Origin of the sequence: Antarctobacter heliothermus, assembly GCF_900188425.1 — a bacterium.
In the GTDB taxonomy this organism is placed as follows: domain Bacteria; phylum Pseudomonadota; class Alphaproteobacteria; order Rhodobacterales; family Rhodobacteraceae; genus Antarctobacter; species Antarctobacter heliothermus.
Genome location: NZ_FZON01000001.1, coordinates 62336 through 84901 on the forward strand (window position 1 = coordinate 62336; position 22566 = coordinate 84901).

Annotated in this window: 20 protein-coding genes; 11 read left to right on the forward strand and 9 right to left on the reverse strand. The window is 62.7% G+C overall.

Annotation, left to right across the window (positions count from 1 at the left end):
- The first annotated feature begins 195 nt into the window (after nt 1-195).
- The gene (locus CHB90_RS00330; RefSeq protein ID WP_170940946.1) at nt 196-2391 is read left to right on the forward strand and encodes a VWA domain-containing protein; all 2196 of its coding nucleotides are present in this window, start codon (nt 196-198) and stop codon (nt 2389-2391) included.
- Between the two features lie 144 nt (nt 2392-2535).
- Nucleotides 2536-2982, forward strand: a complete 447-nt coding sequence (gene aac(6'), locus CHB90_RS00335) for an aminoglycoside 6'-N-acetyltransferase (RefSeq protein ID WP_089275828.1) — start codon at nt 2536-2538, stop codon at nt 2980-2982.
- A 289-nt stretch (nt 2983-3271) separates the two neighbouring features.
- On the opposite strand, the gene CHB90_RS00345 is transcribed toward aac(6'), so the two are convergent.
- From CHB90_RS00345 to CHB90_RS00365, 5 genes are all read right to left on the reverse strand, one after another.
- Nucleotides 3272-4360, reverse strand: a complete 1089-nt coding sequence (locus tag CHB90_RS00345; protein ID WP_089275830.1) for an ABC transporter ATP-binding protein — start codon at nt 4358-4360, stop codon at nt 3272-3274.
- A 19-nt stretch (nt 4361-4379) separates the two neighbouring features.
- Nucleotides 4380-6035 carry a beta-galactosidase BglA gene (gene bglA, locus CHB90_RS00350; protein ID WP_089275831.1) on the reverse strand — a complete coding sequence of 552 codons (1656 nt, stop codon included), beginning with the start codon at nt 6033-6035 and terminating at the stop codon, nt 4380-4382.
- Nucleotides 6036-6142: 107 nt separating this feature from the next.
- On the reverse strand, nt 6143-7477 hold the full coding sequence (locus CHB90_RS26900) for a carbohydrate ABC transporter permease (RefSeq protein ID WP_245823096.1): 1335 nt from the start codon (nt 7475-7477) through the stop codon (nt 6143-6145).
- 13 nt (nt 7478-7490) lie between these two features.
- On the reverse strand, nt 7491-8510 hold the full coding sequence (locus tag CHB90_RS00360) for a carbohydrate ABC transporter permease (RefSeq protein ID WP_089275832.1): 1020 nt from the start codon (nt 8508-8510) through the stop codon (nt 7491-7493).
- A 93-nt stretch (nt 8511-8603) separates the two neighbouring features.
- A complete protein-coding gene (locus CHB90_RS00365) occupies nt 8604-9869 on the reverse strand; it encodes an ABC transporter substrate-binding protein (protein WP_089275833.1) in 1266 nt (421 codons plus the stop codon).
- A 250-nt stretch (nt 9870-10119) separates the two neighbouring features.
- On the opposite strand from CHB90_RS00365, the gene CHB90_RS00370 reads away from it, so the two are divergent.
- The 6 genes from CHB90_RS00370 to CHB90_RS00395 all read left to right on the forward strand — a co-directional run bounded on the left by CHB90_RS00370 (nt 10120) and on the right by CHB90_RS00395 (nt 17381).
- The gene (locus CHB90_RS00370) at nt 10120-11148 is read left to right on the forward strand and encodes a substrate-binding domain-containing protein (protein ID WP_089275998.1); all 1029 of its coding nucleotides are present in this window, start codon (nt 10120-10122) and stop codon (nt 11146-11148) included.
- Nucleotides 11149-11152: 4 nt separating this feature from the next.
- Nucleotides 11153-12475, forward strand: a complete 1323-nt coding sequence (locus CHB90_RS00375) for a GH1 family beta-glucosidase (RefSeq protein WP_089275834.1) — start codon at nt 11153-11155, stop codon at nt 12473-12475.
- Between the two features lie 19 nt (nt 12476-12494).
- Nucleotides 12495-13454, forward strand: a complete 960-nt coding sequence (locus tag CHB90_RS00380; RefSeq protein WP_089275835.1) for a glucokinase — start codon at nt 12495-12497, stop codon at nt 13452-13454.
- Nucleotides 13455-13565: 111 nt separating this feature from the next.
- The gene (locus tag CHB90_RS00385; protein ID WP_089275836.1) at nt 13566-14438 is read left to right on the forward strand and encodes a DMT family transporter; all 873 of its coding nucleotides are present in this window, start codon (nt 13566-13568) and stop codon (nt 14436-14438) included.
- Nucleotides 14439-14609: 171 nt separating this feature from the next.
- Complete coding sequence (gene eno, locus CHB90_RS00390; RefSeq protein ID WP_089275837.1) at nt 14610-15884, forward strand: phosphopyruvate hydratase; 1275 nt, start codon at nt 14610-14612, stop codon at nt 15882-15884.
- Nucleotides 15885-16061: 177 nt separating this feature from the next.
- Nucleotides 16062-17381 (forward strand): sensor histidine kinase, encoded by a 1320-nt coding sequence (locus CHB90_RS00395; RefSeq protein WP_089275838.1) that lies wholly within the window; start codon nt 16062-16064, stop codon nt 17379-17381.
- 3 nt (nt 17382-17384) lie between these two features.
- Here the strand turns inward: CHB90_RS00395 and ccmE are convergent, their stop codons facing one another.
- Entirely contained in the window at nt 17385-17828 is a 444-nt protein-coding gene (ccmE, locus tag CHB90_RS00400; protein ID WP_170940956.1) for a cytochrome c maturation protein CcmE, read from the reverse strand.
- 222 nt (nt 17829-18050) lie between these two features.
- Entirely contained in the window at nt 18051-19079 is a 1029-nt protein-coding gene (argC, locus tag CHB90_RS00405) for an N-acetyl-gamma-glutamyl-phosphate reductase (RefSeq protein ID WP_089275840.1), read from the reverse strand.
- On the opposite strand from argC, the gene CHB90_RS26070 reads away from it, so the two are divergent.
- From CHB90_RS26070 to CHB90_RS00415, 3 genes are read left to right on the forward strand one after another with little or no spacing between them, the layout of a single operon-like run.
- The gene (locus tag CHB90_RS26070) at nt 19057-19287 is read left to right on the forward strand and encodes a hypothetical protein (protein WP_141135778.1); all 231 of its coding nucleotides are present in this window, start codon (nt 19057-19059) and stop codon (nt 19285-19287) included. The two genes, argC and CHB90_RS26070, sit on opposite strands and share 23 nt — an antisense overlap.
- Before the next feature lie 31 nt (nt 19288-19318).
- A complete protein-coding gene (locus tag CHB90_RS00410; protein WP_089275841.1) occupies nt 19319-20062 on the forward strand; it encodes a DUF3592 domain-containing protein in 744 nt (247 codons plus the stop codon).
- A gap of 5 nt (nt 20063-20067) precedes the next feature.
- A complete protein-coding gene (locus CHB90_RS00415; protein ID WP_089275842.1) occupies nt 20068-20709 on the forward strand; it encodes a hypothetical protein in 642 nt (213 codons plus the stop codon).
- Nucleotides 20710-20824: 115 nt separating this feature from the next.
- On the opposite strand, the gene murI is transcribed toward CHB90_RS00415, so the two are convergent.
- Both murI and CHB90_RS00425 read right to left on the reverse strand, forming a co-directional pair.
- Complete coding sequence (gene murI / locus CHB90_RS00420; RefSeq protein ID WP_089275843.1) at nt 20825-21637, reverse strand: glutamate racemase; 813 nt, start codon at nt 21635-21637, stop codon at nt 20825-20827.
- 32 nt (nt 21638-21669) lie between these two features.
- On the reverse strand, nt 21670-22566 hold the full coding sequence (locus tag CHB90_RS00425) for a lysophospholipid acyltransferase family protein (protein ID WP_089275844.1): 897 nt from the start codon (nt 22564-22566) through the stop codon (nt 21670-21672).

The window sequence follows — 22566 nt, forward strand, 5'->3', positions numbered from 1 at the left end:
ACATAGTCGGATTCCCCGCTGTCGCCAATCGAAAAGCGTGAACGAAATGTGAACATGCCCCGACCGCAACAGAAAACGGCCATCTCCCGCCGCCGCGCCCGCCGAATACCCGCTGCACCAGTCAGGGAAACCTTTCCTTGCCCCGACGCCACACAGGGTGCAGGCTTTGGCCATTACCGCCAAAGGGGGATTTCCATGACACGGTTTCGCCGCGCCGCATTGGCGCTTTGTGTACTGCCCGGCCTTGCCGCCGCGCAGGAGGACGTGAACTCCATCCTGGTGCTGGATGCGTCCGGGTCCATGTGGGGACAGATCGACGGGGTCACCAAGATCGAAATCGCGCAGGGCGTGGTCGGCGATCTGCTGCGCACCCTGCCCCAGACGCAAGCCATCGGCCTGACGGCCTATGGCCACCGCACCAAGGGCGACTGCACCGACATCGAAACGCTGGTGATGCCCGGCGCCGCCAGCCGCGACGCCATCAGCGCCGCCGTGAACAAGCTGCGCCCGCGTGGCAAGACACCGATGACCGATGCCGTCGTCGCCGCCGCCACAGCGCTGAAATACACCGAAGACCCCGCCACCGTGATCCTCGTGTCCGACGGGATCGAGACCTGCAACCCCGACCCCTGCGCCGCCGCCCGCGCGCTGGAAGAGGCGGGCGCACAACTGACCGTACATGTGGTCGGCTTTGACGTCAGCGACCCTGAGGCGCGCCGCCAGATGCAATGCCTTGCGGATGAAACCGGCGGGCAATTCCTGCTGGCCGCCAACGCCAGCGAGTTGGGCGAGGCGCTGGGTCAGGTCACGCAGGCACAGCCGGTCTATCCCACGCTCTTTGTCGCCACCGATGGCGCGGACGGGGGCCGGATCGAGACGCCGCTGATCTGGGACGTGGTCCAGGGTGAGGAACGCGTCGTCGATCTAGAACGCAACGCCAGCTTTTCCAAGGATCTGATGGCGGGCACCTATACCGTGTCCGTGCTGCGCCCCGATGATGAGGCCAGCGTCGAGAAAACCTTTACCGTGGTGGATGCGGGCCAGACCGTGACGCTGGAACTGCCCAGCTCGCTGCCCGATGCCTCTGTCAGCGGACCCGCCTCTGCCGTGGCCGGGGCCACCATCCAGATCGACTGGACCGGACCGGATGCCAAGGGCGATTACCTCTCCGTCGCCAAGGTCGATGTCCGGGGCTATGTCAACTACGTCTACACCCGCGACGGCACCCCCGGCGCGCTGCTGATGCCGCCACAGCCCGGCCCCTATGAACTGCGCTACATCATGGCCGACGGCAAGGTTACGCTGGCCTCACAGCCGATCACCGTGACAGAGGCACAGGCCACGCTGGACGCTGCCGACACCGTGCCGGTCGGCGCAACCCTGCCCGTGACATGGACCGGACCGGACTACAAAGGCGACTATGTCGCCGTCTCCAAACTGGATGAGTCCGGCTACGTCAATTACCGCTACACCCGCGACGGCGACCCGGCAGAGCTGCAAATGCCGCCGGAGGCAGGCCGCTATGAATTGCGCTACTACATGGCGCAGGCCAAGACGGTGCTGGCCACCCGCGCCATCACCGTCAGCGATGTGGCGGCCACACTGGATGTGCCAGACACCGCCCCCGCAGGCGCCGCCATCCCCATCGGCTGGACCGGACCGGACTACAAGGGCGACTATCTCAGCGTCTCCAAACCGGACGACACGGGGTATGAGACCTATACCTACACCCGTGAGGGCACACCGCTGGACCTGACCATGCCCGCCGACCCCGGCACCTATGAGGTCCGCTATGTAATGGCGCAGGGCAAGACGGTTCTGGCCTCGACCACGCTGGAGGTCAGCAGCGTCAGCGCCACGCTGGACGTGGTATCCGAGGCCCGCGCCGGGGCGCCGGTTCTGGTGACATGGGACGGACCGGGGTATCAGCCCGACTTCATCTCCGTGGCCGACGCCGACATGCCCGCCAACAAGTACCACGCCTATACCTATGTGCGTGAGGGCACGCCGCTGCTGCTTCAGATGCCACCAGAGCCCGGCACCTATGAGATCCGATATGTGGCCGCCAGCGAAGGCAGGTCGATCCTTGGCACGACACAGATCACTCTGACAGAAGTCCCCGCCAGCATCGACGCCCCGGACAAGGTTCCAGCTGGTGCGGTTCTGGGCGTCAACTGGGACGGTCCCGACTACAAGGGCGACTTCATCAGCCTCGCCCGTGAGGGAGACCCGGACAAGGACTACAGCGTCTACAAATACACGTCCGAGGACAGCCCGATGGTGCTGAAACTGCCAGAGGGTCCGGGCAAGTACGAACTGCGCTACGTCATGGCCAAGGACAAAAAGGTGCTGGCGCGCAGGCCGATCGAACTGACCTACGAGCCGCAATAAGGCTCCGGTCACGACAATAGGCGGGCAGCTTCCGCATTGGCCTTCGGCGGCCAATGCGGAGGTTGCCGCTGTTTGCAGGGGTCGCTGACGCTGGCGCCTGCATTGCCAATTTGGGCCGCAGGGAACCTTGCCAAGGATCAGGCCATGCCAATTCGGATCGCAACGCAGTTGGATTTACTAAGCTGGGTAGCGCTGCGCGCCCGGCTTTGGAGCGATACGTCGCGCGATCAACACAGGGCCGAAGCCAGAGAGATGCTCGCCAAATCTCCTGCCGACTGCATCGTCTTTCTGGATGTCGGGGATCAAGGCGGTCTCCGTGCCTTTGCCGAGGCGGCGCTGCGCCATGATCACGTCAACGGATGCGAGACCTCACCGGTCGCTTTTCTCGAAGGCATCTTTGTATGCCCGAACTATCAGGGGTCGGGAATTGGCAGAGACTTGCTGGCGTCGGTCCAGACTTGGGCACGCGAACGGGGCTGTTCGGAACTTGCCTCCGACGCCCATATTGCCAATGTGGCAAGTCAGGCGTTTCACCGTGCGTCGGGCTTCGAGGAAACCGACCGCGTCGTCTATTTTCGTAAATTGTTATAGGCGGGTCGCCTTAAATCTCATCGCCCCGGTGGCAAGCGCCGCCTTCAACAAGACCGGTGGATTGCTGCCTTGCCACGGCGCGGTTGGGCAAACCAGTCTGCGCCGTGAAAAACCCGCCTAGGCGGAAGATGTCACAGGCATAACATTCCCGGAACGCGACCGAAACGGCCAAGGCAATTGGGGTTTGCAAAGGGGTATTTTCCTGTCCCCTTTCCTAACGAAAGGTAAAACCGCCTCTGTAACCCATTGATTTTCAATACCCGTCCGGCTGTCCACGCGTGGACACCCCTCATCGATACAGCAGCGACACCCCGTCCGCGAACAGATGCACCTTTTCCGGGGCCGCCCCCAAAGAGATGGTCTTGCCGCGCATCTCATGGTGGATGCCGGGCAGCTTGGCGATCACCGGATCACCTCCCTGCTGCGCCTCGAAATACAGCAGCGTCACCTCTCCCAAAGCCTCGATGATGTTGACCTTGCCGGAGAACACAGCCTCGCCCTTGGCGGCGACAAAATCCTCTGGCCGGATGCCGATGTTGACCTTCAATCCCATGTCCGCCCCGGTGGTCGGATAGTCAGACAGCGCCGTGCCGCCGCCCTCCAGCCGCACGGTTGTCTGCGCCCCCGTGGCGATCACCTCGCCCGGCAGCAGGTTCATCGACGGAGAGCCGATGAACTGCGCCACAAACTCGCTGTTGGGCCGCTCATACAGATCCAGCGGCGCGCCGACCTGCGCGATCCCCTTGTTCGCCAGCACCACGATGCGGGTCGCCAGCGTCATCGCCTCGACCTGATCGTGGGTGACGTAAATCATCGTCCGGTCGGGCATCTGCTCCTTGAGCTGGGCAATCTCGATCCGCGTCGCCACACGCAGCGCGGCGTCCAGGTTCGACAGCGGCTCATCGAACAGATAGACCTTGGGGTCGCGCACGATGGACCGCCCGATGGCTACCCGCTGACGCTGCCCGCCGGACAGCGCCTTCGGCAGACGATCCAGATAGGGGTCCAGTTGCAGCATCTTGGCCGCGCGGTTCACCGCCTCTTCGATTTCTGCCGGGGTTTTCTTGGCCAGCTTGAGCGCAAAGCTCATGTTCTCGCGCACGGTCATGTGCGGGTACAAGGCGTAGCTCTGGAACACCATGGCGATGCCGCGTTGCGCGGGCGGCACGTCATTGACCACCTGACCGTCGATTTCCAGCGTGCCGCCGGTGATCTTTTCCAGCCCGGCAATCATCCGCAACAAGGTGGACTTGCCACACCCCGACGGGCCAACAAAAACGATCAGCTCGCCCTGTTTGATATCAAGGTTGATGTCACGCAGCACTTGTACGGCGCCGCCATACGTCTTTTCGACATCGGTCAGTTTCAGAGTGGCCATGCCCGCTCCCCCGTTTGCTTCATGTGTTCGCGCGCCGCGCCAGCGCGGGCTGCCAAGGTCCAAGATGCAGCTTGCCATCGGGGGCCGCATGGGCGCTGCCCAGCTCCTGCCCGATTTGCTGCCAATCGCCGGAAGGCATATCCATCACCGCCGGATCACCGCTGAGGTTGACCGCGACAAAGACCTCCTCGCCGTCATGGCTGCGGGTGAAATGCACGATGCTGTCGGTGGATTTCACCCGGTCATGTGCGCCCTTGACCAGCGCGGGATGCGCCGTGCGGAACTGGATCGCCTTGCGATAGTGATGCAACAGCGCGCCGGGATCCTTTTCCTGCGCGGACACCGCGTGCGGCAGATGCGCGTGGCTGACCGGCAACCACGGCGTCGCCTCGGAAAAGCCGCCGTTCTGGTTGGAGGGTTCCCAGACCATCGGCGTGCGACAACCATCGCGGCCCTTGAACTCGGGCCAGAACTCGATCCCGTAGGGGTCCTGCAGATCCTCAAACGGCACATCCGCCTCTGGCAGGCCCAGTTCCTCGCCCTGATACAGGCAGACCGACCCGCGCAGGCACATCATCAGCGTGGCAAAGGCCTTTTGCGCCGAGGGCGTCAAGTTCCAGCGTGAGGCATGGCGCATCACGTCATGATTTGAGAACGCCCAGCAAGCCCAGCCATCTGTGACCACGTCATCCACCCGGCCCATGACATGGGCAATGCGTGCCGCGTCGGGTTGGTCGCCGGACAGGAATTCGAACGAATAACACATGTGAACGCGGTCATCGCCAGAGGTGTACTGACCCATGATCTCCAGCCCGCTTTGGGCATCGCCCACCTCGCCCACGGCGGTTGTGTCGGGGTATTCATCCAACAGCGCGCGAAAGCGTTCAAGAAAACCCAGGTTCTCCGGCTGGTTCTTGTCATACAGATGCAGCTGGTGGTTATAGGGGTTCACCCGTGGCGCGATGGAGGCATCGCGCTGGTCGACTGGCAAAGGTGGGTTGTCGCGCAACTGCTGATCATGGAAGTAGAAGTTGATCGTGTCCAGCCGGAACCCGTCCACCCCCCGGTCCAGCCAGAACCGCACGCTGTCCAGCAACGCGTCCTGCACGTCGGGATTGTGAAAGTTCAGATCGGGTTGCGAGGTCAGGAAGTTATGCAGGTAATACTGCTCGCGCCGGGCGTCCCATTGCCAGGCCGACCCGCCAAAGATCGACAGCCAGTTGGTGGGGGGCGTGCCGTCCGGCTTGGGGTCGGCCCAGACGTACCAGTCTGCCTTGGGGTTGTCGCGGCTGGACCGGCTCTCGACAAACCAGGGGTGCTGGTCCGCGGTGTGCGACAGCACCTGATCGATCATCACCCGGACACCCAGTTTATGCGCCGTGTCCACCAGCACGTCGAAATCGGACAAAGTGCCGAACATCGGGTCAACGTCGCAATAATCGCTGACGTCATAGCCGAAATCCTTCATCGGCGAGGTGAAGAAGGGAGAGATCCAGATCGCATCGACGCCAAGGCTGGCGACATAGGGCAGCCGGGCGGTGATGCCGTTGAGATCTCCGACGCCGTCGCCGTTGCTGTCCTGATAGCTGCGCGGATAGATCTGATAGATCACCGCGCCGCGCCACCAATCCTTGTTAGCGGTGAGGGACGTGTGTGTGTTTTCATGCAGGGTCATGGGGTCCGTTTCCCGTCCCGGGCCTGACCCGGGACCTATTGGCCCCGGCGCCCGTTGTCGTTGCGTTATCGTTTTCAGAGGCCCCGGGTCAGGCCCGGGGCGCGTTGTCATTTCACCGAGCCAGCCAGCAGGCCGCGCACGAGGTAGCGTTGCATGGCGAAGAACACGACCAGCGGCACCGCAATCGACACAAAGGCCGCCGTGGCAAGGATTTCCCAGTTGCCGCCACGGGTGCCCAACAGCTCGACGATCTGGTTGGTCATCACGGTCGTCTGCCCGGAGGCATCGATCAGGAACACCTTGGCGACCAGCAGATCGTTCCAGGTCCACAGGAACTGGAAGATCGCAAAGCTGGCCAAAGCGGGAAACGACAGCGGCAGGATGATCTTTGTAAAGATCTGGAACTCTGTCGCGCCGTCCACGCGGGCGTTTTCGATGATGTCGCGCGGCAAGCCGACCATGTAGTTGCGCAGCAGGTAGACCGCCAGCGGCAGGCCAAAGCCGGTATGCGCCAGCCAGACGCCAAGGTAGCCCTTGCCGATGCCAAAGCTGAGGTGCAGCTTGAGCAGCGGGATCAACGCCAATTGCAGTGGCACCACCAGCAGCCCGACGACAAAGGCGATCAGCAGCGCACGACCGGGAAAATCCATCCAGGCCAGCGCATAGGCGGCAAAGGCCGCGACGACGATCGGAATGATGGTGGCCGGGATTGTCACTGTCAGCGTGCTGAGGAACGCCCGACCCATGTCATCGGTGGTCTGCGCACCTTCGGCGGCACCGCTGGACAGGCCAAACCCTACGGCAAGCGCCACGACCAACGCCAGACCCGCCACAACAGGCAGTCCCAGCGCGACGACCGGCGGCTGCGCCGACAGAACAAAGCGCGCAACGCCCCACAGCACCAGACCCGCGCCGACAAACATAAGCAGGCGTTGCACCACGTCCTGCCCCAGAACGGTGTCATAGTTGCGCAGGGTGAATTCGGGCGGGATCTCGGCGCTGACAAAGACGCGGGTGCCGCGGCTGCCGGTTATCTCTTCGGCGCTTTCCAGACGGTAATCGCCATTGGCCTGAATTGTGATCGCGCCGCCGCCGCGCAGTTCTGCGGTGTCGCCGGGTTGAAACGCCGACACGTCCCGCGACGAGATGCCAAAGGTCGAGACCGGCGCAGGCTCTCGCCCCTCGACGGCAAAGAGATTGCCCTCGATCACATAGATACCGCCCTGCTGGACCTGCGCGTCAGGGTCGGCGGTGCGCAGTGTCAGGCTTTGTTCCGTGGGGAACATGGCGTTCCACCAGCCAGAACTGGCAATCTGGTCCGCCGTCCGAAACGACGACACGAACAACCCAACGGTCGGAAACAGCCAGAGCGCCACCAGCAGAACGACCGAAATGTGAACCGCCCAGGTGAGCGAGGATTTATGGCCTGCGATATTGTCCATGTCGTCGCCTCCCTCAGCGCATTTCCTTGCGGGCCTGCCGCACGTTCCAGACAAGGATCGGCGTCACCAGCAACATGATTACCATGGCCGAGGCCGATCCGACGCCCCAGTCCCGCGTCACGAACAGCTGGTTGAACATGTAGTTGGCCAGCACCTGCGTGCCCCATTGGCCGTTGGTCATCGCAAAGACGATGTCAAAGATCTTGAGCACCACCAGCGTGATCGTGGTCCAGACCACCATGATCGTGGGCATGATCTGCGGCACCTTGATCTTGAAGAAAATCTGGAACGGGTTGGCGCCATCGACAATGGCCGCCTCGATGGTTTCCTCTGGAATTCCGCGCAGAGCCGCCGACAGGATCACCATGGCGAACCCGGTCTGAATCCAGACCAGTACCACCATCAGCAGAAAGTTGTTCCAGAACGGCACCGTCAGCCATTGTTGCGGGTCATTGCCGGTCAGCGACACATAGATCGCGTTCAGCACGCCGATCTGTGCGGCATCGGGTGGGCGGGCGTCATAGATCAGCTTCCAGATCACCGCCGCGCCGACAAACGAGATCGCCATCGGCATAAAGATCAGCGATTTCGCAAGATTGCCCCACGATATGCGATCCGTCAGTTGCGCCGCCAGCAGGCCAAAGGCGGTGGACATCGCCGGCACCACGATCAACCACAACATGTTGTTCCACAGCGCCTCCCAAAACTTGGGGTCGCCGGACATCTGGATGTAGTTCCCCAGACCGACGAAATGATAGACCGTCGTCCCGTCCGGCTGTGTCACCCGGTCCGTCAGGGACAGGCGGATGGTCTCGAACACCGGATAGGCCAGATACAGCGACAGCGCGAAAAGCGCGGGGAACAAGAACAACCAGGGCCGGATCATGTTGGCGCGGTTGATGTTGCGACCCGCGTTGGGCCCCTTGGCTGGAAACAGCACCCGGTCAAGGAATTGGTTCGACGCCCAGAAATAGCTCAGACAGGCGCCTACGCCGATCACGATTGTCAAAAGCCCCTGCAATGCCGGATGCATGGCGCCCTCCCCCCATGTGTGCTGCGGTGTCGACCGTTTGGTCTTGGGGCTGTCCCGCAAAGGCGGAACAGCCCGGGATATGCGACTGCGCTGTTACTTCAGCGCGTCCCAGCTGTTCTGGATCGCCTTGGCCACGTCGGCGGCGGGTTTGCCGCCCGCGTAGTCGACCATCCCGGTCCAGAAGCTGCCCGCCCCGACACCGCCCGGCATCAGGTCGGACCCGTCAAACCGAAAGGTGGTGGCGTCCAGCAGAATGCCGTTCATCTTTGCGGTCGGCTCATCCGAGAACTTGGAGGTGTCCACGGTCTTGAGCGGGGTCAGGAAACCGCCAAGCTCCATCCAGATTTCATGCGCCTCGTTGGTTTGCAGAAAGGCGATCAGATCATGGGCGGCCTGACTTTCGTTGGTGATGGCCCAGAGCGTCCCTGCCCCCAACACCGGCTGGCCCAGGTCCTTGCCCTCATAAGCGGGGAAGTAGAAGAAATCGGCGTCCAGCCCCACTTCGGTGCCTTCGGGGAAGAAGGCCGGGATGAACGACGCCTGATGGTGCATCATGCATTGCGGCGGCGCATCGAACAGACCCTTGGGGCTGTCACGGAAATCGGTCGAGGCAACCGCGCCACGACCTCCCGCCACCTTGCCGTCCTCGATGAAAGCGCCGAATGCCTCGATCGCGCCGACGACGGCGGGATCATCAAAAGCGATGTCATTGGCGACCCATTGGTCATAGACCTCGGGCGGTTGGGTGCGCAACATCATGTCCTCGACCCAGTCGGTCGCCGGCCATCCAGTCGCGCCGCCCGATCCCAGACCGATACACCACGGCGTCTCACCGTCCTCGATCATCTGCGCCTCAAGCGCCTTCAGCTCTTCCATGGTGGTCGGGACGTCGTAGCCGAAGTCTTCAAAATTCTCAGGACTGTACCAGACCAGCGATTTCACATCGACCTTGTAGAAAAACCCGAACAGCTTTTCCGCGCCGCCTGCGTCCGCATAGGATCCCAGGCTGACCCAGCTGTCGCCCGCGGCATAGTTTTCGCGGATCCAGTCGGCAGTGCCATCCTTGAGCGGTGTCAGGAACCCGCGCGACGCCATGTCGGACGCCAATCCCGGCTGCGGAAAGACGGCAACATGCGGGGCCGAACCGGCCTCGGCATCGACGACGATCTGCTGCTCAAAGCTGTCAGAGCCGACGTAAGACACATCATGGCCGGACTGCTCTGCAAACGCGCCCAACACAGTTTGGACCGCTTCCTGATCAGGGCCAAGCCAGGGGCCGAAGACGGTCAGCTTTTCGGCGTGGGCAATGCCCGCGCTCAGGGCCAGGGCCGCGACGCTCAGGTAAAACGATGACTTCATTTGTGATCCTCCCAATCCCACGCCATCCCACGCGGGTCATTTCAGTCAGCCGGCGCCTGTCCACTTGATGGATATTCAAAGCGCTTTGGGTGTCAGCACTATCCCCGAGTCGCCCCAAGCTGTCAACATTTCACCCTCTCGTGTCAAAGAAAACAAATGCTGCGGCGCAGCTAGAAAGCCGCCCTTGCCGTCGGATCGGATCGACCTCGCCTCTTGACAAAACCGAAGCGCTTTGGGCGATATGGACGTCATGAACCTCAAACAGCTTTCCCAGCACCTCAACCTGTCGCAGACCACCGTCAGCCGCGCGCTGAACGGCTTTCCCGAGGTCAGCGAAAAGACCCGGGAACGGGTGTTGCAGGCGGCGAAAAAGCTGAATTACAGTCCGAATGCGCGGGCCAAGGGGCTGGCCACGGGGCGCGCGCAGGCGATTGGCCATGTGCTGCCGATCAGCGATCAGCATGAGATGGTGAACCCGATCTTTGGCGACTTCATCGCCGGAGCGGGACAGACGTATGCCAAGGAAGGCTATGAGGTTGTCATCAGCCTTGTCCGCGACACCGAGCAAGAGCAGGCTTATCGGTCGATCCGCAGCCGGGGCAGTGTTGACGGGATCATCGTACACGGGCCGCGCATGGCCGACAGCCGCATCCCGCTGCTGAGCGAATTGGGGATGCCGTTTGTGGTGCATGGCCGTGCATCCGATGTGACCCTGCCCTATTCCTGGCTCGACACCAACAACAGCCGCGCCTTTCGGCGGGCCACCGAATTCCTGCTGGATCTTGGCCATCGCCGCATCGCGCTGATCAACGGGCTGGAGTTCATGGACTTCGCCTTTCGCCGCCGCGAAGCCTATGTCAGTGCGCTGACCGATCGTGGCATCGCCGCCGACCCGGCGCTGATGCGCTCTGACGAAATGACCGAGGTGTTCGGCTATCGCTGCGCCCGCGACATGCTGCGCGATCCCGCCCCCCCGACCGCCTTTCTGGTGTCGTCGATGATCACCGCCATCGGCGTGCGCCGCGCCATCCACGAGGCCGGTTTGCAGATGGGCCGCGACGTGTCCGTGATCACCCATGACGATGATCTGGGATATCTCAAGAACGGCCATGACGTGCCGATCTTTACCGCCACGCGGTCCTCTGTCCGCAGTGCCGGGGCACGGGCGGCGGAAATGCTGCTGCACCTGATCCGCACCCCCGGTGCGCCGCCCCAGACCCAGTTGATGGAGGCCGAATTGATCATCGGCAGCTCCACCGGCCCCGCGATACAAAGGTAGACCCATGCGACACACACGTCCCGATTTCCCTGATGGTTTCCTGTTTGGGGCGGCCACATCCAGCTACCAGATCGAGGGTCACGGCGTTGGCGGCGCGGGCCGCACCCAATGGGATGATTTCGCCGCAACCCCCGGCAATGTTGTCCGGTTCGAGGATGGCGCCCGCGCCTGCGACCACTATCACCGCTACGCCGAGGATCTGGATCTGGTCGCCGCAGCCGGGTTCGACTGTTACCGCTTTTCGCTGAGCTGGGCGCGGGTGATGCCCGAGGGGCGCGGCCCGGTCAACGCAGAGGGGCTGGATTTCTACGACCGGCTGACCGACGCCATGCTGGAACGCGGCATCAAGCCCTGCGCCACGCTGTACCACTGGGAACTGCCCTCTCCCCTGTTGGACTCGGGCGGCTGGCGCAACCGCGACATCGCCGAATGGTTCGCCGATTACACAGAGGTCGTTATGTCCCGCATCGGTGACAGGATGTTCTCTGTCGCCCCGATCAATGAGCCGTGGTGCGTGGCCTGGCTCAGCCATTTTGAGGGCCACCATGCCCCCGGCGTGCGTGACATCCGTGCCGCCGCGCGCGCCATGCATCACGTCCTGCTGGCACATGGCCGCGCGATTGAGACGATGCGCGGTCTGGGCATGGGCAATCTTGGTGGCGTCTTCAACCATGAATGGACCGACCCGGCCGACGACAGCCCCGAGGCGCGCAGCGCCGCCGACCGCTATGACGCGATCTACAACCGCTGGTTTCTTGGCGGCGTCTTCAAGGGGGAATACCCGACGCTGGCGCTGGAGGGGTTGGAGCCGCATTTGCCCACCGGCTGGCAGGACGATTTCAGCACCATACAGGCACCGCTGGACTGGTGCGGGCTGAACTACTACACCCGCAAGCTGATCGCGCCGGCGGGTCAGCCCTGGCCAAACTACCGCGACGTCGAAGGCCCGCTGCCCAAGACCTTTATGGATTGGGAGATCTATCCCGACGGGCTGTACAACTTCCTGACCCGCGCCGCGCGCGAGTATACCGGCGATCTGCCACTGTTTGTCACCGAAAACGGCATGGCCTCACCGGATGTTCTCAAGGGGACCAGCGTCGAAGACCCGGACCGCACCGCCTATCTGGACGCGCATCTGGCCAGCGCCAAACGGGCCATCGCAGAGGGTGTGCCGCTGAATGGCTATTTCATCTGGTCGCTGCTGGACAATTACGAATGGGCCTTGGGATACGAAAAACGGTTTGGGCTGGTTCATGTGGACTTTGACACGCTGGTGCGCACGCCCAAGGCATCGTATCACGCGCTGGCCCACGCCCTGAAGTCCTGATCCCCGAAAGGCCGCCGCCATGACGCAAGAGCTTTCTGTTGTCGCCGACATCGGCGGCACTAACACGCGGGTCGCCCTTTGCCTGAACGGCAAAATCCTTGAGGACACGATCCGCCGCTATCGCAATGCCGAGAACGCGGGCATCGGCCCGATCCTTGACGACTACCTTGGCGCGCAACAGGTGACGCCGGTGGCGGTCTGCGTCGACATGGCCGGTCCGGTGCATGACGGGGTCGGCACGCTGACAAACCTGGATTGGAAGGTCGACGCCGCGTCCCTGAGATCTGATACCGGCGCGGCGCGGGTCGCGGTGCTGAACGACCTTCAGGCGCAGGGCTTTGCGGTGGCGCATCTAGGGCACGACAGCCTGTTGCCGGTCCTGACCGGGCGCGAACCCGCCAAGGACGCAGTGCGGCTGGTGGTCAATGTCGGCACCGGGTTGAACGCGGTGCCGGTCTATTCCCAAGGCGGCCGCACCATGGTGCCTCCGGCGGAGGCGGGTCATATCTCTTTGCTGGCGCGCACCACCGAAGAACTGCGCCTGATTGACTGGATCGCCGAGCGGCACGGTCAGCCGGGTGTCGAGGACATTCTGTCGGGCCGCGGTCTGGAACGGCTGTATGCCTGGGTCTGCCACGACGAAGGCGACGGCGAGCCGCTGGCCGCCGCAGAGATCATGGCCGGGTTTGAGGCGGGTCAGCTGCGGGCGCAGCGCGCCGCCCGCCTGTTCGTCCATTTTCTGGGGCGCTATTCTGGTGATCTTGCCCTTATCACCCTGCCCTTTGGCGGCATCTATCTGGTTGGCGGCGTCACCCGGCACCTTGGCCCGCACCTGCGCGCACTTGGTTTCGCCAAGGCGTTTGCCGACAAGGGCCGGTTCAACGCTTACATGACGCAATTCCCGGTGGATCTGGTAACAGACGACTACGCGGCGCTCAGGGGCTGTGCCGCGCATCTGGCGGAACTGACGACGACGTAAATCCCGGACCGGCCCTTTCCGCTTGCCCACGTTTGACGCGCGGGCGATACCCATGCGGACCTGCCACTCACCGAAAGCTGCCCAGATGCCCCGCTCCGCGCCGGTGCCCGCATGATTTTGCGCGCCATTTCCCTGATGATCCTCTCTATGGCGCTGCTGGCCGGGGCGGATGCGTTTTTCAAGCTTGCCACCCATGCCGCCCCCATCGGGCAGGTCATGACACTGGTCAGCATCGGCGGCACGGCGCTGTTCATCGGGTTGGCCCGGATCATGGGCGTGGCACTGTGGACCCGCGCGGCGCTGCACCCGATGGTGCTGCTGCGCAACCTGTTCGAGATCATTGGCGCAATCGGCATGGTAGTCGGGCTGAAACATATCCCGCTGCCGGTCTTTGCCGCGATCATCCAGGCCGGCCCGCTGGTGGTGACGCTGGGCGCGGCGCTGTTTCTGAAGGAACAGGTGGGCTGGCGGCGCTGGCTGGCGGTCGGCGTCGGCATCGTAGGCATGCTGATGGTGATCCGACCTTTTGGAACCAGCTTTTCCGGGTGGGAGCTGTTTGCGGTCATGGGCATCACCGCCCTGTCGGCGCGCGATCTTGTCACCCGCATGTCACCGCCAGAGATTCCGGCGCTGGCGATTTCCACTTGGGGATTCGGCGCGACGGTGCTGCCCGGTCTGGCGCTCTGGATGCTGGCCACCACCCCCTCCAGCTTTGGGGCCGCCGCGCTCTGGCCGATCTTGGGCGCGGTGCTGGTGACCACCTCGGGCTATCTGGCGATCACCACGGCGATGCGGATGGCGCCTGCGTCCATCGTGGCGCCCTTCCGCTATTCTCGTCTGGTGTTTACCACCGGGCTGGGGATGCTGATCTTTGGCGACCGCCCGGATTTCTGGACCATTGCCGGATCGGCGCTGATCCTTGTGGCCGGGCTGTATACCTTCTTGCGCGAAAGACGACTGGCACGGGCGGCGGCACTGGCCTGATAGCTTGCGGCAGGTCAGTCGTGTCAGCAACAGTCCCGACGGCCCCCAGCCCGTTGCGCTGATAGCGCCACCTTTGGTCACAAAGATTCGTTAGCGCTATCAGTCACGTTTACTTTCCCTCTGCTGCTGCTAAGAGATGGCCAGGACCCACAGCCACGAGGGACAAAACCCATGAGCACCATCATCGATATTCACGCGCGCGAGATCCTTGACAGCCGCGGCAACCCCACCGTCGAAGTGGACGTCACGCTTGAGGACGGCTCGGTCGGCCGCGCCGCTGTGCCCTCAGGCGCCTCCACTGGCGTGCATGAGGCCGTCGAAAAGCGCGATGGCGACAAGGCCCGCTACAAGGGCAAAGGCGTGCTGGAGGCCGTAGCCGCCGTCAACGGTGAGATCGCCGAAGCGATCCTTGGCTTTGACGCCACTGAACAGGTCGCCATCGACCTTGCCATGATCGAACTGGACGGCACCGAGAACAAGGGCCGCCTGGGGGCAAACGCCATTCTGGGCGTCAGCCTGGCCGTGGCCCATGCCGCCGCCGATTTCACCCAGCAACCGTTGTTCCGCTACATCGGCGGCACCTCGGCGCGCACCCTGCCCGTACCGATGATGAACATCATCAACGGCGGCGAGCACGCCGACAACCCGATCGACATTCAGGAATTCATGATCATGCCGGTCGCGGCACAGAACATCCGCGAAGCGGTCCGCATGGGATCCGAGGTGTTCCACACCCTGAAGGGCGAACTGTCGGCGGCGGGCATGTCCACCGGCCTTGGCGACGAAGGCGGCTTTGCCCCGGAACTGAAATCGACCCGTGACGCGTTGGATTTCATCCTGAAGTCCATCGAAAAGGCTGGCTACAAACCGGGTGAGGACATCTATCTGGCCCTCGACTGCGCCGCGACCGAATACTTCAAGGACGGCAAGTACGAGATGAAGGGCGAAGGCAAATCGCTCAGCATCGCGGAAAACGTCGATTATCTGGCCGCCCTCTGCGCCGATTACCCGATCATCTCGATCGAAGACGGCTGTTCCGAGGACGACTGGGAAGGCTGGAAACTGCTGACTGACAAGATCGGCAACAAGATCCAGTTGGTGGGCGACGATCTGTTTGTCACCAACCCCGCGCGCCTTGCCATGGGCATCGAAAAGGGCTGTGCCAACTCCATGTTGGTCAAGGTCAACCAGATCGGCACCCTGACCGAAACGCTGCAGGCGGTCGAGATGGCGCACCGTGCGCGCATGACCAACGTCATGTCGCACCGCTCGGGCGAAACCGAGGATGCGACCATTGCGGACCTCGCCGTTGCCACCAATTGCGGGCAGATCAAGACCGGCTCTCTGGCCCGTTCTGACCGGCTGGCAAAGTACAATCAATTGATCCGAATCGAAGAGATGCTGGAAGACACCGCAACCTATGCGGGCAAGTCAATCCTGCGCTAACTCCTTTTAGTTTCAACACGTTGCAGGAACCGCCCTTTTTTCGGGGCGGTTCTATTCTTTTGGGTAGACGTTTGGCAATCCAAGTGACTGCCTCTCTGAAAACCCGTAGTTTGGCGTGTGTTTTATGAACTGGCGGCTGCCCGTGCAGCCGTCGCAAAAGGTAACGCGCAGAACAATATGGCCCGATCCTTGCCTCAGGACAGTTTCGCAACCCGACTTGCCGACATGCGGCGGGCGGAATACGGCGCAAGCGCAGAGACGGTCGTGCGCTATGGCATCATGCTTGTGGCCGTCGCAGTTCTGGCCCTGAACATGGACGGTCACCTTGCCCTGGCCTGGGGCGCGCTGTACGCGCTGCTGGAAAGCAGTCTGGCGGTGTTGCTCACCCGATCCGAGACAGGCCCGGCATCGTTGCGCTACATGGCCGCGCTGACAGTCTATGGCCTTTCGGGGCTCTGCTTCATGTCCATGCCGCTCTACCTTTTGGCGGCGGATTTCTCGCCCGGGCTGAACTTCACCGGCGCTGTGGGGCTGGTGGGTCTGGCGCTCTATACGCTGCAGCGTCCGCATCGGGAACTTGGGCTGGTCGTCGTAGATTGCTGTACGATCTCGATCCTGGCGCTTGCCCTGGTCATGATCCTGACCCCCCGGCTGCAAAGCGGACTTGAGGTATTCACTGTCGGGTTCATGGCGCTGGCGGTTCTGTTCTACTACATCGGCTCACAGATCTCAGGCTGGAGACTCCAGACAGAGTTGCGCACAGCCCGGCAACGGGCGGCTGCGGCACAACAAGCGCGCACCCTGGGCCAGTTTGTCGGTGGCGTGGCGCATGAATTCAACAACGACCTGACGGTGATCCTTGGCAACCTCGACCTGTTCGAGACACTGCAAAACCCCGACGATCGCGCCGTGGCCATCCGGGAAAGCCGAACTGCGGCGGCGCGTGCGGCGCAGACCGTGCAACACCTCTTGGCCGCCAGCGGACGGACAAGGCTGGTGCCGCTGGACCTGCCGATGGACAGCGCCCTGTTTGATTTTGGAGAGGCGCTGACGGATGTGCTGAAGCCCGACATGACGGTAGAGGTCGTTCCGTCCGCAGATCCGCTGGTGGTGCGGGTGGACAGCGATGCCTTGCGCGCCTGCGTGATCCAACTGGGTCTGAACGCGCAAGAGGCCACCTCCGGGTCGGGCCTGATCCGCATCCGTGCAGAGCGACGCGCCACCGCAGGTGAGCTGGATCCGCCGCCCGATACCTTGCCGCCCTATGTTGCACTGATCATAGAGGATGACGGTCCGGGCGTCAGCGATGAGGCGCTTTCCCTGCTGGCAGAGCCGTTCTATTCGACCAAACCACCGAACGAGGGCCGCGGGTTGGGCCTGTCCGCCGTGGCGGGATTCACCCGCCAGTCCGGAGGCGGGCTGAAACTGGAACACGGCCCGGGCGGCGGATTGCGGGTTGTGCTTTACCTTGCAGAGGCGCGTGGTGACGGCGTCTAGCGCCTAGCTGTCGGGTTCCTGATAGACACCCTGCGCCTTCAGCGCGTCGACAACCTCTTTGGGCATGTAGGTTTCATCGTGCTTGGCAAGGATCTCGGACGCCTCGAACACGCCATCGACATAGCGCCCGGTGCCGACCATACCTTGGTTTTCCTCGAACAGGTCTGGCAACACGCCGGTATAGACCACCGGCACCGTCGCACCGCCATCGGTCACGCTGAACCGGATCTGTTCACCGTCCCCCCGGATCAATGTCCCCTCTTCGACCAGTCCGCCAATGCGGAACACCTCTGCCGGCGAGGGCGGCTCTTCCATGACCTGACTGGGGGAGCGAAAGAAATTGATCCCGTCGCGCATCGCATAGCCGATCAAACCGGTAGAGACGATCAATGCGGCGACGGCCAGAGCAATGATCTGGATCCGGCGTTGTTTCTTGAGGGATTTCATGGCCATGGAGGACCTCTTTCAGAGCGCCGAAAAACTATTCCGACAATATAGGCCCGGCTGCGCCTCTTGGGGAGGGGGGTTGCACAATTTGCCGCGCCCCGGTGGGGTTTGGATGTCCCCGGACCGCAGCCACCCGGTGGGGTTTTCAGGGGCACCGCCCCCTGAAGGCCTGCGTGGCCTGAACGCAAATCGACCTGTGCGCGCAGTACGCGTGCCGCTGGATCAGGGGAAACAGGGGGCCAGCATCAGACCGGCAGTTTCATCCTCACCCAGCATCAGGTTGGCATTCTGCAAGGCCTGACCCGAACTGCCCTTGGTCAGGTTGTCCAGCGCCGCCACCACCAGCGCCCGCCCCGGCCGCCGGTCCCCGGCCACGCCGATGTGGCAGAAATTGGAGCCGCGCACATGGTGGGTCGAGGGCGTCTCGCCAAACGGCAACACCTGGATGAATGGCTCATCCGCATAGGCAGCCGTTAGCGTGGCGTGAATGGCCTGCGGGTCGCCGCGCAGATAGCCGGTGGCCAGAATGCCGCGATTGAACGGGCCAAGGTGCGGGGTGAACTGGATCTGCACCGGGCGCCCGGCAAGGGCCGAAAACTCTTGATCGAACTCCCCCAGATGGCGGTGGGTGCTGCCCACTGCATAGGCGTTGGTGCCTTCGCTCAGTTCCGCGTGCAGCAGGTTTTCCTTCAGCGACCGACCGGCCCCGCTGACGCCGCATTGCAGATCAAGGATGATCTCGTCCAGGTCGATCACTCCGGCGGTGATCAGCGGGCGCAGGATGTATTGCCCCGTCGCCGCGTTGCAGCCGGTTCCGGCCACCAGTCTCGCGGCGCGGATGTCGTCGCGGTAGAATTCGGTCAGGCCATAGACCGCCTCTTTCTGGGTCTCCACCGCCGCATGCGGGTTACCATACCATTTTTCATAGTCCGCCGGATCGCGCAGCCGGAAGTCCGCCGACAGATCGACGATTTTCACCGTTTTCGGCAATTGCGAGATCACCTCCTGGCTGGTCTTGTGCGGCAACGCGCAAAAACACAGGTCGATCTGCGAAAAGTCGATCTGTTCCCATGTCACCAGATCGGGCAGTTCCAGGTGGCGCAGATGCGGAAAGACTTGTGCCATGCTCAGTCCTGCCTTGGAATTGGCGGCCAGCGCCGTGATCTGGCAAGAGGGATGGGTGGCAATCAGCCGGATCAACTCGGCCCCGGTATAGCCGGAGGCGCCGATGATGGCGATGGAATGGGTCATGGGGTCACCTGAAGGGGATGGCGCCCAAGTCAATGGGGGCGCGGATTTTGGTGGAACAGCAAGAGCGGCCGCCGGTCACGGGCGGCAGATGGATCATCGTCGCAGGCGCAAGGCGGGATACGCGATCATGAACAGGCTCCTTTGGGTTTTCGATATAGCGGGCCAGTTTCTTTCGATCAATGAGGAATACCGATGGGCTTTGGCTTGATCGCAGGGGCCGTCCTCGCCAATATGCCGCCATGGCAAAGGTGGCAGACGACAAACCCGTTCCCCTCTGGCGGCTCTTCTGGCGGATGGGCGGCTGGATAACGCTGATCTTTCTCGTGTTTCTTGGCTTCTTGACGCTGTTCAGCGTCCTGTCCCTGAACCTTGCCCACCGCTTTGACACCGAAGGCCGTGAGGCAGAGGCGCTTGTGCTGGACAAGTACCAGACCGTCACCACCGACAGCGATGGCGACCGCGAAATCACCTATTACTTTGTGCTGCAATTCGAAACGAACCGGAACCTGCCGGTAGAGCTGGACCGCTCTGTCGGCTCTGGCATTTACCACAAGACCGCCATCAACACGCGCATTCCCATCTGGTATCTGGAAAGTGAGCCCGACAGGATCGAGGTCAGCCGGGGCGAAAACCGCACCGCTTCGGTCGTGACCCGGTGGATCGCCCTGATCTTTGGCATCGCGGCGCTGGTGGCGATGTGGTTCCCGGCGCGTTGGGCCGTCGCGGCGGTGCGCGCGCGGCGCTATGGCCTGCGGGAAACCGCAACTGTCACCGGGACCAAAGCCACCAACTACCGCGTCAACAACCGCTACCGCTATCGCCTGACATGGGAGGAACCCAGCGGACGGGCGGGCGAAAGCCTGGCCTACAAGGAAGAGCAGCTGGACGGTTTTCGTTCGGGCGACAAGATTACCGTCTATCAAGGCATCAAGCGCGCCTGGTGGTCAGGAGACGTGGGCGAACGCCCCGGAGCGCGGGACTGACCGGCGTGTCCTGGCTGCAATCGCTGTTTGCGGGCGACACCCGCAGTATCACCGGTGCGCTGCTGGTGCTGGCGATCACCTCTCTGGTGGGTGTTCTGGGCTGGCTCAGCAAGATCGTTCTGCAAACCGTGGCGGACTGGCGTCAGCGGCGGCGCGACAGCGACGACCGGCAAGAACACCTCGAAGAGGTTCTGGTCGACATCCTGATCCACGCCGATTTCGACGACCGCAGCGTGGCGGGTATCATCGACACACGCCGCATCACCGCGCTGAAGGACCAGATCGCTTCCGGCCCCTCGGACTATCGCCCCTTTGTGCCGCCAGAAGCCCCCGACCCCACCTTTGCCGACTATCGCGGCGTGCGTCGGCGGCTGGAAATCGAGCTGATGGTGGCCTGCGACCGGTTCTTTGACAATTCGCAGCTGTTCCACGGCTATTACGCGCATCTGGCGAGCGATGAATTTGCCGCCCTCAGTTCAGAGCGCAAGAAACAGGCGTTGGATACGCTGGTGGCCTTGGGAGAAAAGGTGCAGGCCGACTATCAGCGCCTGTCACAGGCGATGGAAACCGCACCAGAGGCACAGCCGATCTACAGCAAGGTCATGGGTGCGTTGCCGCCCCGGCAGGACATCTGGCCCAATGCCTAGGCGGACATCGGGTCAGACGATCGGGGGAAGTGGTCCGTTCATAGACATGGTCTGATCTCCCTCGTCTTTGGATATAGGCCAAACGACCGCAAAAATCAATCCGGGCCGTCCCGGCTCAGGCCGCGTCAAAGCTGATCTTGTGGCGCAGAAACTGCGTCGCATGTTGTGATACCTTCAACGGATTTCCGGTGGTCAGGAACCCGCTTTCGCCGCCACTGCCCAACATACCGGGATGCCGCACAAGGTAGTCCGCCAGCGCGTCGGCCACCAGATTTGCCTGCGAATAGACCGTGACACCGGCCCCCAGCGCATCCTGAAAGATCTCTTGCATCAGCGGGTAATGGGTACAGCCAAGGATGGCGGCCTCTGGCTCTGGCATCTTGCGTTTCAGCGCGTCCACATGGCTGCGCACCAGCGCCTCGGCCAGGATCATGTCGCCCTCTTCGATGGCATCCACCAACCCGCCGCAAGCCTGCGCCTCGACATCGACGCCAATGGCGCGAAAGGCCAGCTCGCGTTGAAATGCGCGGCTGCGCACCGTGGCAGGCGTGGCAAACAACGCCACATGTTTCACAGCCACCTCACGCGGAGGGCTGTTGTCGCCCCACTGGCGTTCTGTCAGCGCCTCAATCAATGGCACAAACACGCCCAGCACGCGCTTGTCCGATGGGATCCAGCTTTCCTGCATCCGGCGCAGCGCGGCGGCGCTGGCGGTGTTGCAGGCAAGGATCACCAGATCACAGCCCGCATCCCACAACCGTTCGGTGGCGGCGCAGGTCAGGTTGTAGACGTCATCCGCATCGCGCACCCCGTAAGGCGCGTGCTTGTTGTCGCCGTAATAGACAAACGGCACGTCCGGCAGACGCTTTGACACCGCGTCAAGAACCGTCAGCCCGCCAAGCCCGCTGTCAAAGATACCCACTGCCATCTGCGCCCTACTCAAACCCTGCGGCGCGTCTGTCAGTGGCGCGCCTTCAGCTTGTCCCTGTGCCTCTCTTCGAACTCGAACCCGTAGTCGTATGACGTCAGGGGAGTCGGAGACAGCTCATACGTCGCTTTGCGCAGGAAATCCATCATCGCCCGCGCGTCTTTTGCGCGCGCGTCGATGTCCGCGCGCGGGATGGGCGCACCGATGCTGACCCGGACTGGTGTGTCCACGCGTTTGCGAAATTCCTTGATCAGCAGCCCCATACGCAGGGTGGTGTGCAGATGGCTGGCCAATTGGAACAGCCGCGAGGTGTGCCCGTCAAAGTAGATAGGAACCACTGTCGCATTGGATTTGGCAATCAGCCGGGCGGTAAACGTCCGCCAGCCCGGATCCATCGGTTTGCCAAAGGGGCGTTCCGCCGTGGCGACAGTGCCGCCGGGGAAGATGCCGATGCACCCGCCCTCCCCCAGATAGCTCATCGCCTCTTTGCGGGTGGCAATGTTCTGCTGCATCGCCTCTTTCGACTCATCGAAATTGACTGGCAGGATGATCTTGTTCAGCTCTTCGGCCTTGCGGAACACGCTGTTGGCCAGAATGCGGAAATCGCCCCGGACGACCGACAGGATGTGCCCCATGATCAACCCGTCAAGGATGCCATAAGGGTGGTTGGCGATCACGATCAGCGGGCCGTCCTTGGGGATGTTGTCCAGCGATCCGCCGATCACATCCAGACCCAGACCGTAGCGCTCAACGATCACTTCCCAGAAATCGCGGCCCCTGGCGACTTCATCTTCATAGCCTTTGGCACGCTTGATCAGGCCGAAACGCCCAGTGGCGTTTTCCATCAGCCTGATCATGGCGCGGCCGCCGCGTGTGCTGGCCGAATAACTGTACGAGATGTCACGGGCAATATGACGCCGATTGGGCAT

Excerpts from the sequence above, each read along its gene's own strand:
- CHB90_RS00330 (WP_170940946.1), top strand. The coding sequence starts at position 196 with ATGACACGGTTTCGCCGCGCCGCATTGGCGCTTTGTGTACTGCCCGGC.
- CHB90_RS00345 (WP_089275830.1), bottom strand. The coding sequence starts at position 4,360 with ATGGCCACTCTGAAACTGACCGATGTCGAAAAGACGTATGGCGGCGCC.
- bglA (WP_089275831.1), bottom strand. The coding sequence starts at position 6,035 with ATGACCCTGCATGAAAACACACACACGTCCCTCACCGCTAACAAGGAT.
- CHB90_RS26900 (WP_245823096.1), bottom strand. The coding sequence starts at position 7,477 with ATGGACAATATCGCAGGCCATAAATCCTCGCTCACCTGGGCGGTTCAC.
- CHB90_RS00360 (WP_089275832.1), bottom strand. The coding sequence starts at position 8,510 with ATGCATCCGGCATTGCAGGGGCTTTTGACAATCGTGATCGGCGTAGGC.
- CHB90_RS00365 (WP_089275833.1), bottom strand. The coding sequence starts at position 9,869 with ATGAAGTCATCGTTTTACCTGAGCGTCGCGGCCCTGGCCCTGAGCGCG.
- CHB90_RS00370 (WP_089275998.1), top strand. The coding sequence starts at position 10,120 with ATGAACCTCAAACAGCTTTCCCAGCACCTCAACCTGTCGCAGACCACC.
- CHB90_RS00375 (WP_089275834.1), top strand. The coding sequence starts at position 11,153 with ATGCGACACACACGTCCCGATTTCCCTGATGGTTTCCTGTTTGGGGCG.
- CHB90_RS00380 (WP_089275835.1), top strand. The coding sequence starts at position 12,495 with ATGACGCAAGAGCTTTCTGTTGTCGCCGACATCGGCGGCACTAACACG.
- CHB90_RS00385 (WP_089275836.1), top strand. The coding sequence starts at position 13,566 with ATGATTTTGCGCGCCATTTCCCTGATGATCCTCTCTATGGCGCTGCTG.
- eno (WP_089275837.1), top strand. The coding sequence starts at position 14,610 with ATGAGCACCATCATCGATATTCACGCGCGCGAGATCCTTGACAGCCGC.
- CHB90_RS00395 (WP_089275838.1), top strand. The coding sequence starts at position 16,062 with ATGGCCCGATCCTTGCCTCAGGACAGTTTCGCAACCCGACTTGCCGAC.
- ccmE (WP_170940956.1), bottom strand. The coding sequence starts at position 17,828 with ATGAAATCCCTCAAGAAACAACGCCGGATCCAGATCATTGCTCTGGCC.
- CHB90_RS26070 (WP_141135778.1), top strand. The coding sequence starts at position 19,057 with ATGATGGCGATGGAATGGGTCATGGGGTCACCTGAAGGGGATGGCGCC.
- argC (WP_089275840.1), bottom strand. The coding sequence starts at position 19,079 with ATGACCCATTCCATCGCCATCATCGGCGCCTCCGGCTATACCGGGGCC.
- CHB90_RS00410 (WP_089275841.1), top strand. The coding sequence starts at position 19,319 with ATGGCAAAGGTGGCAGACGACAAACCCGTTCCCCTCTGGCGGCTCTTC.
- murI (WP_089275843.1), bottom strand. The coding sequence starts at position 21,637 with ATGGCAGTGGGTATCTTTGACAGCGGGCTTGGCGGGCTGACGGTTCTT.
- CHB90_RS00425 (WP_089275844.1), bottom strand. The coding sequence starts at position 22,566 with ATGCCCAATCGGCGTCATATTGCCCGTGACATCTCGTACAGTTATTCG.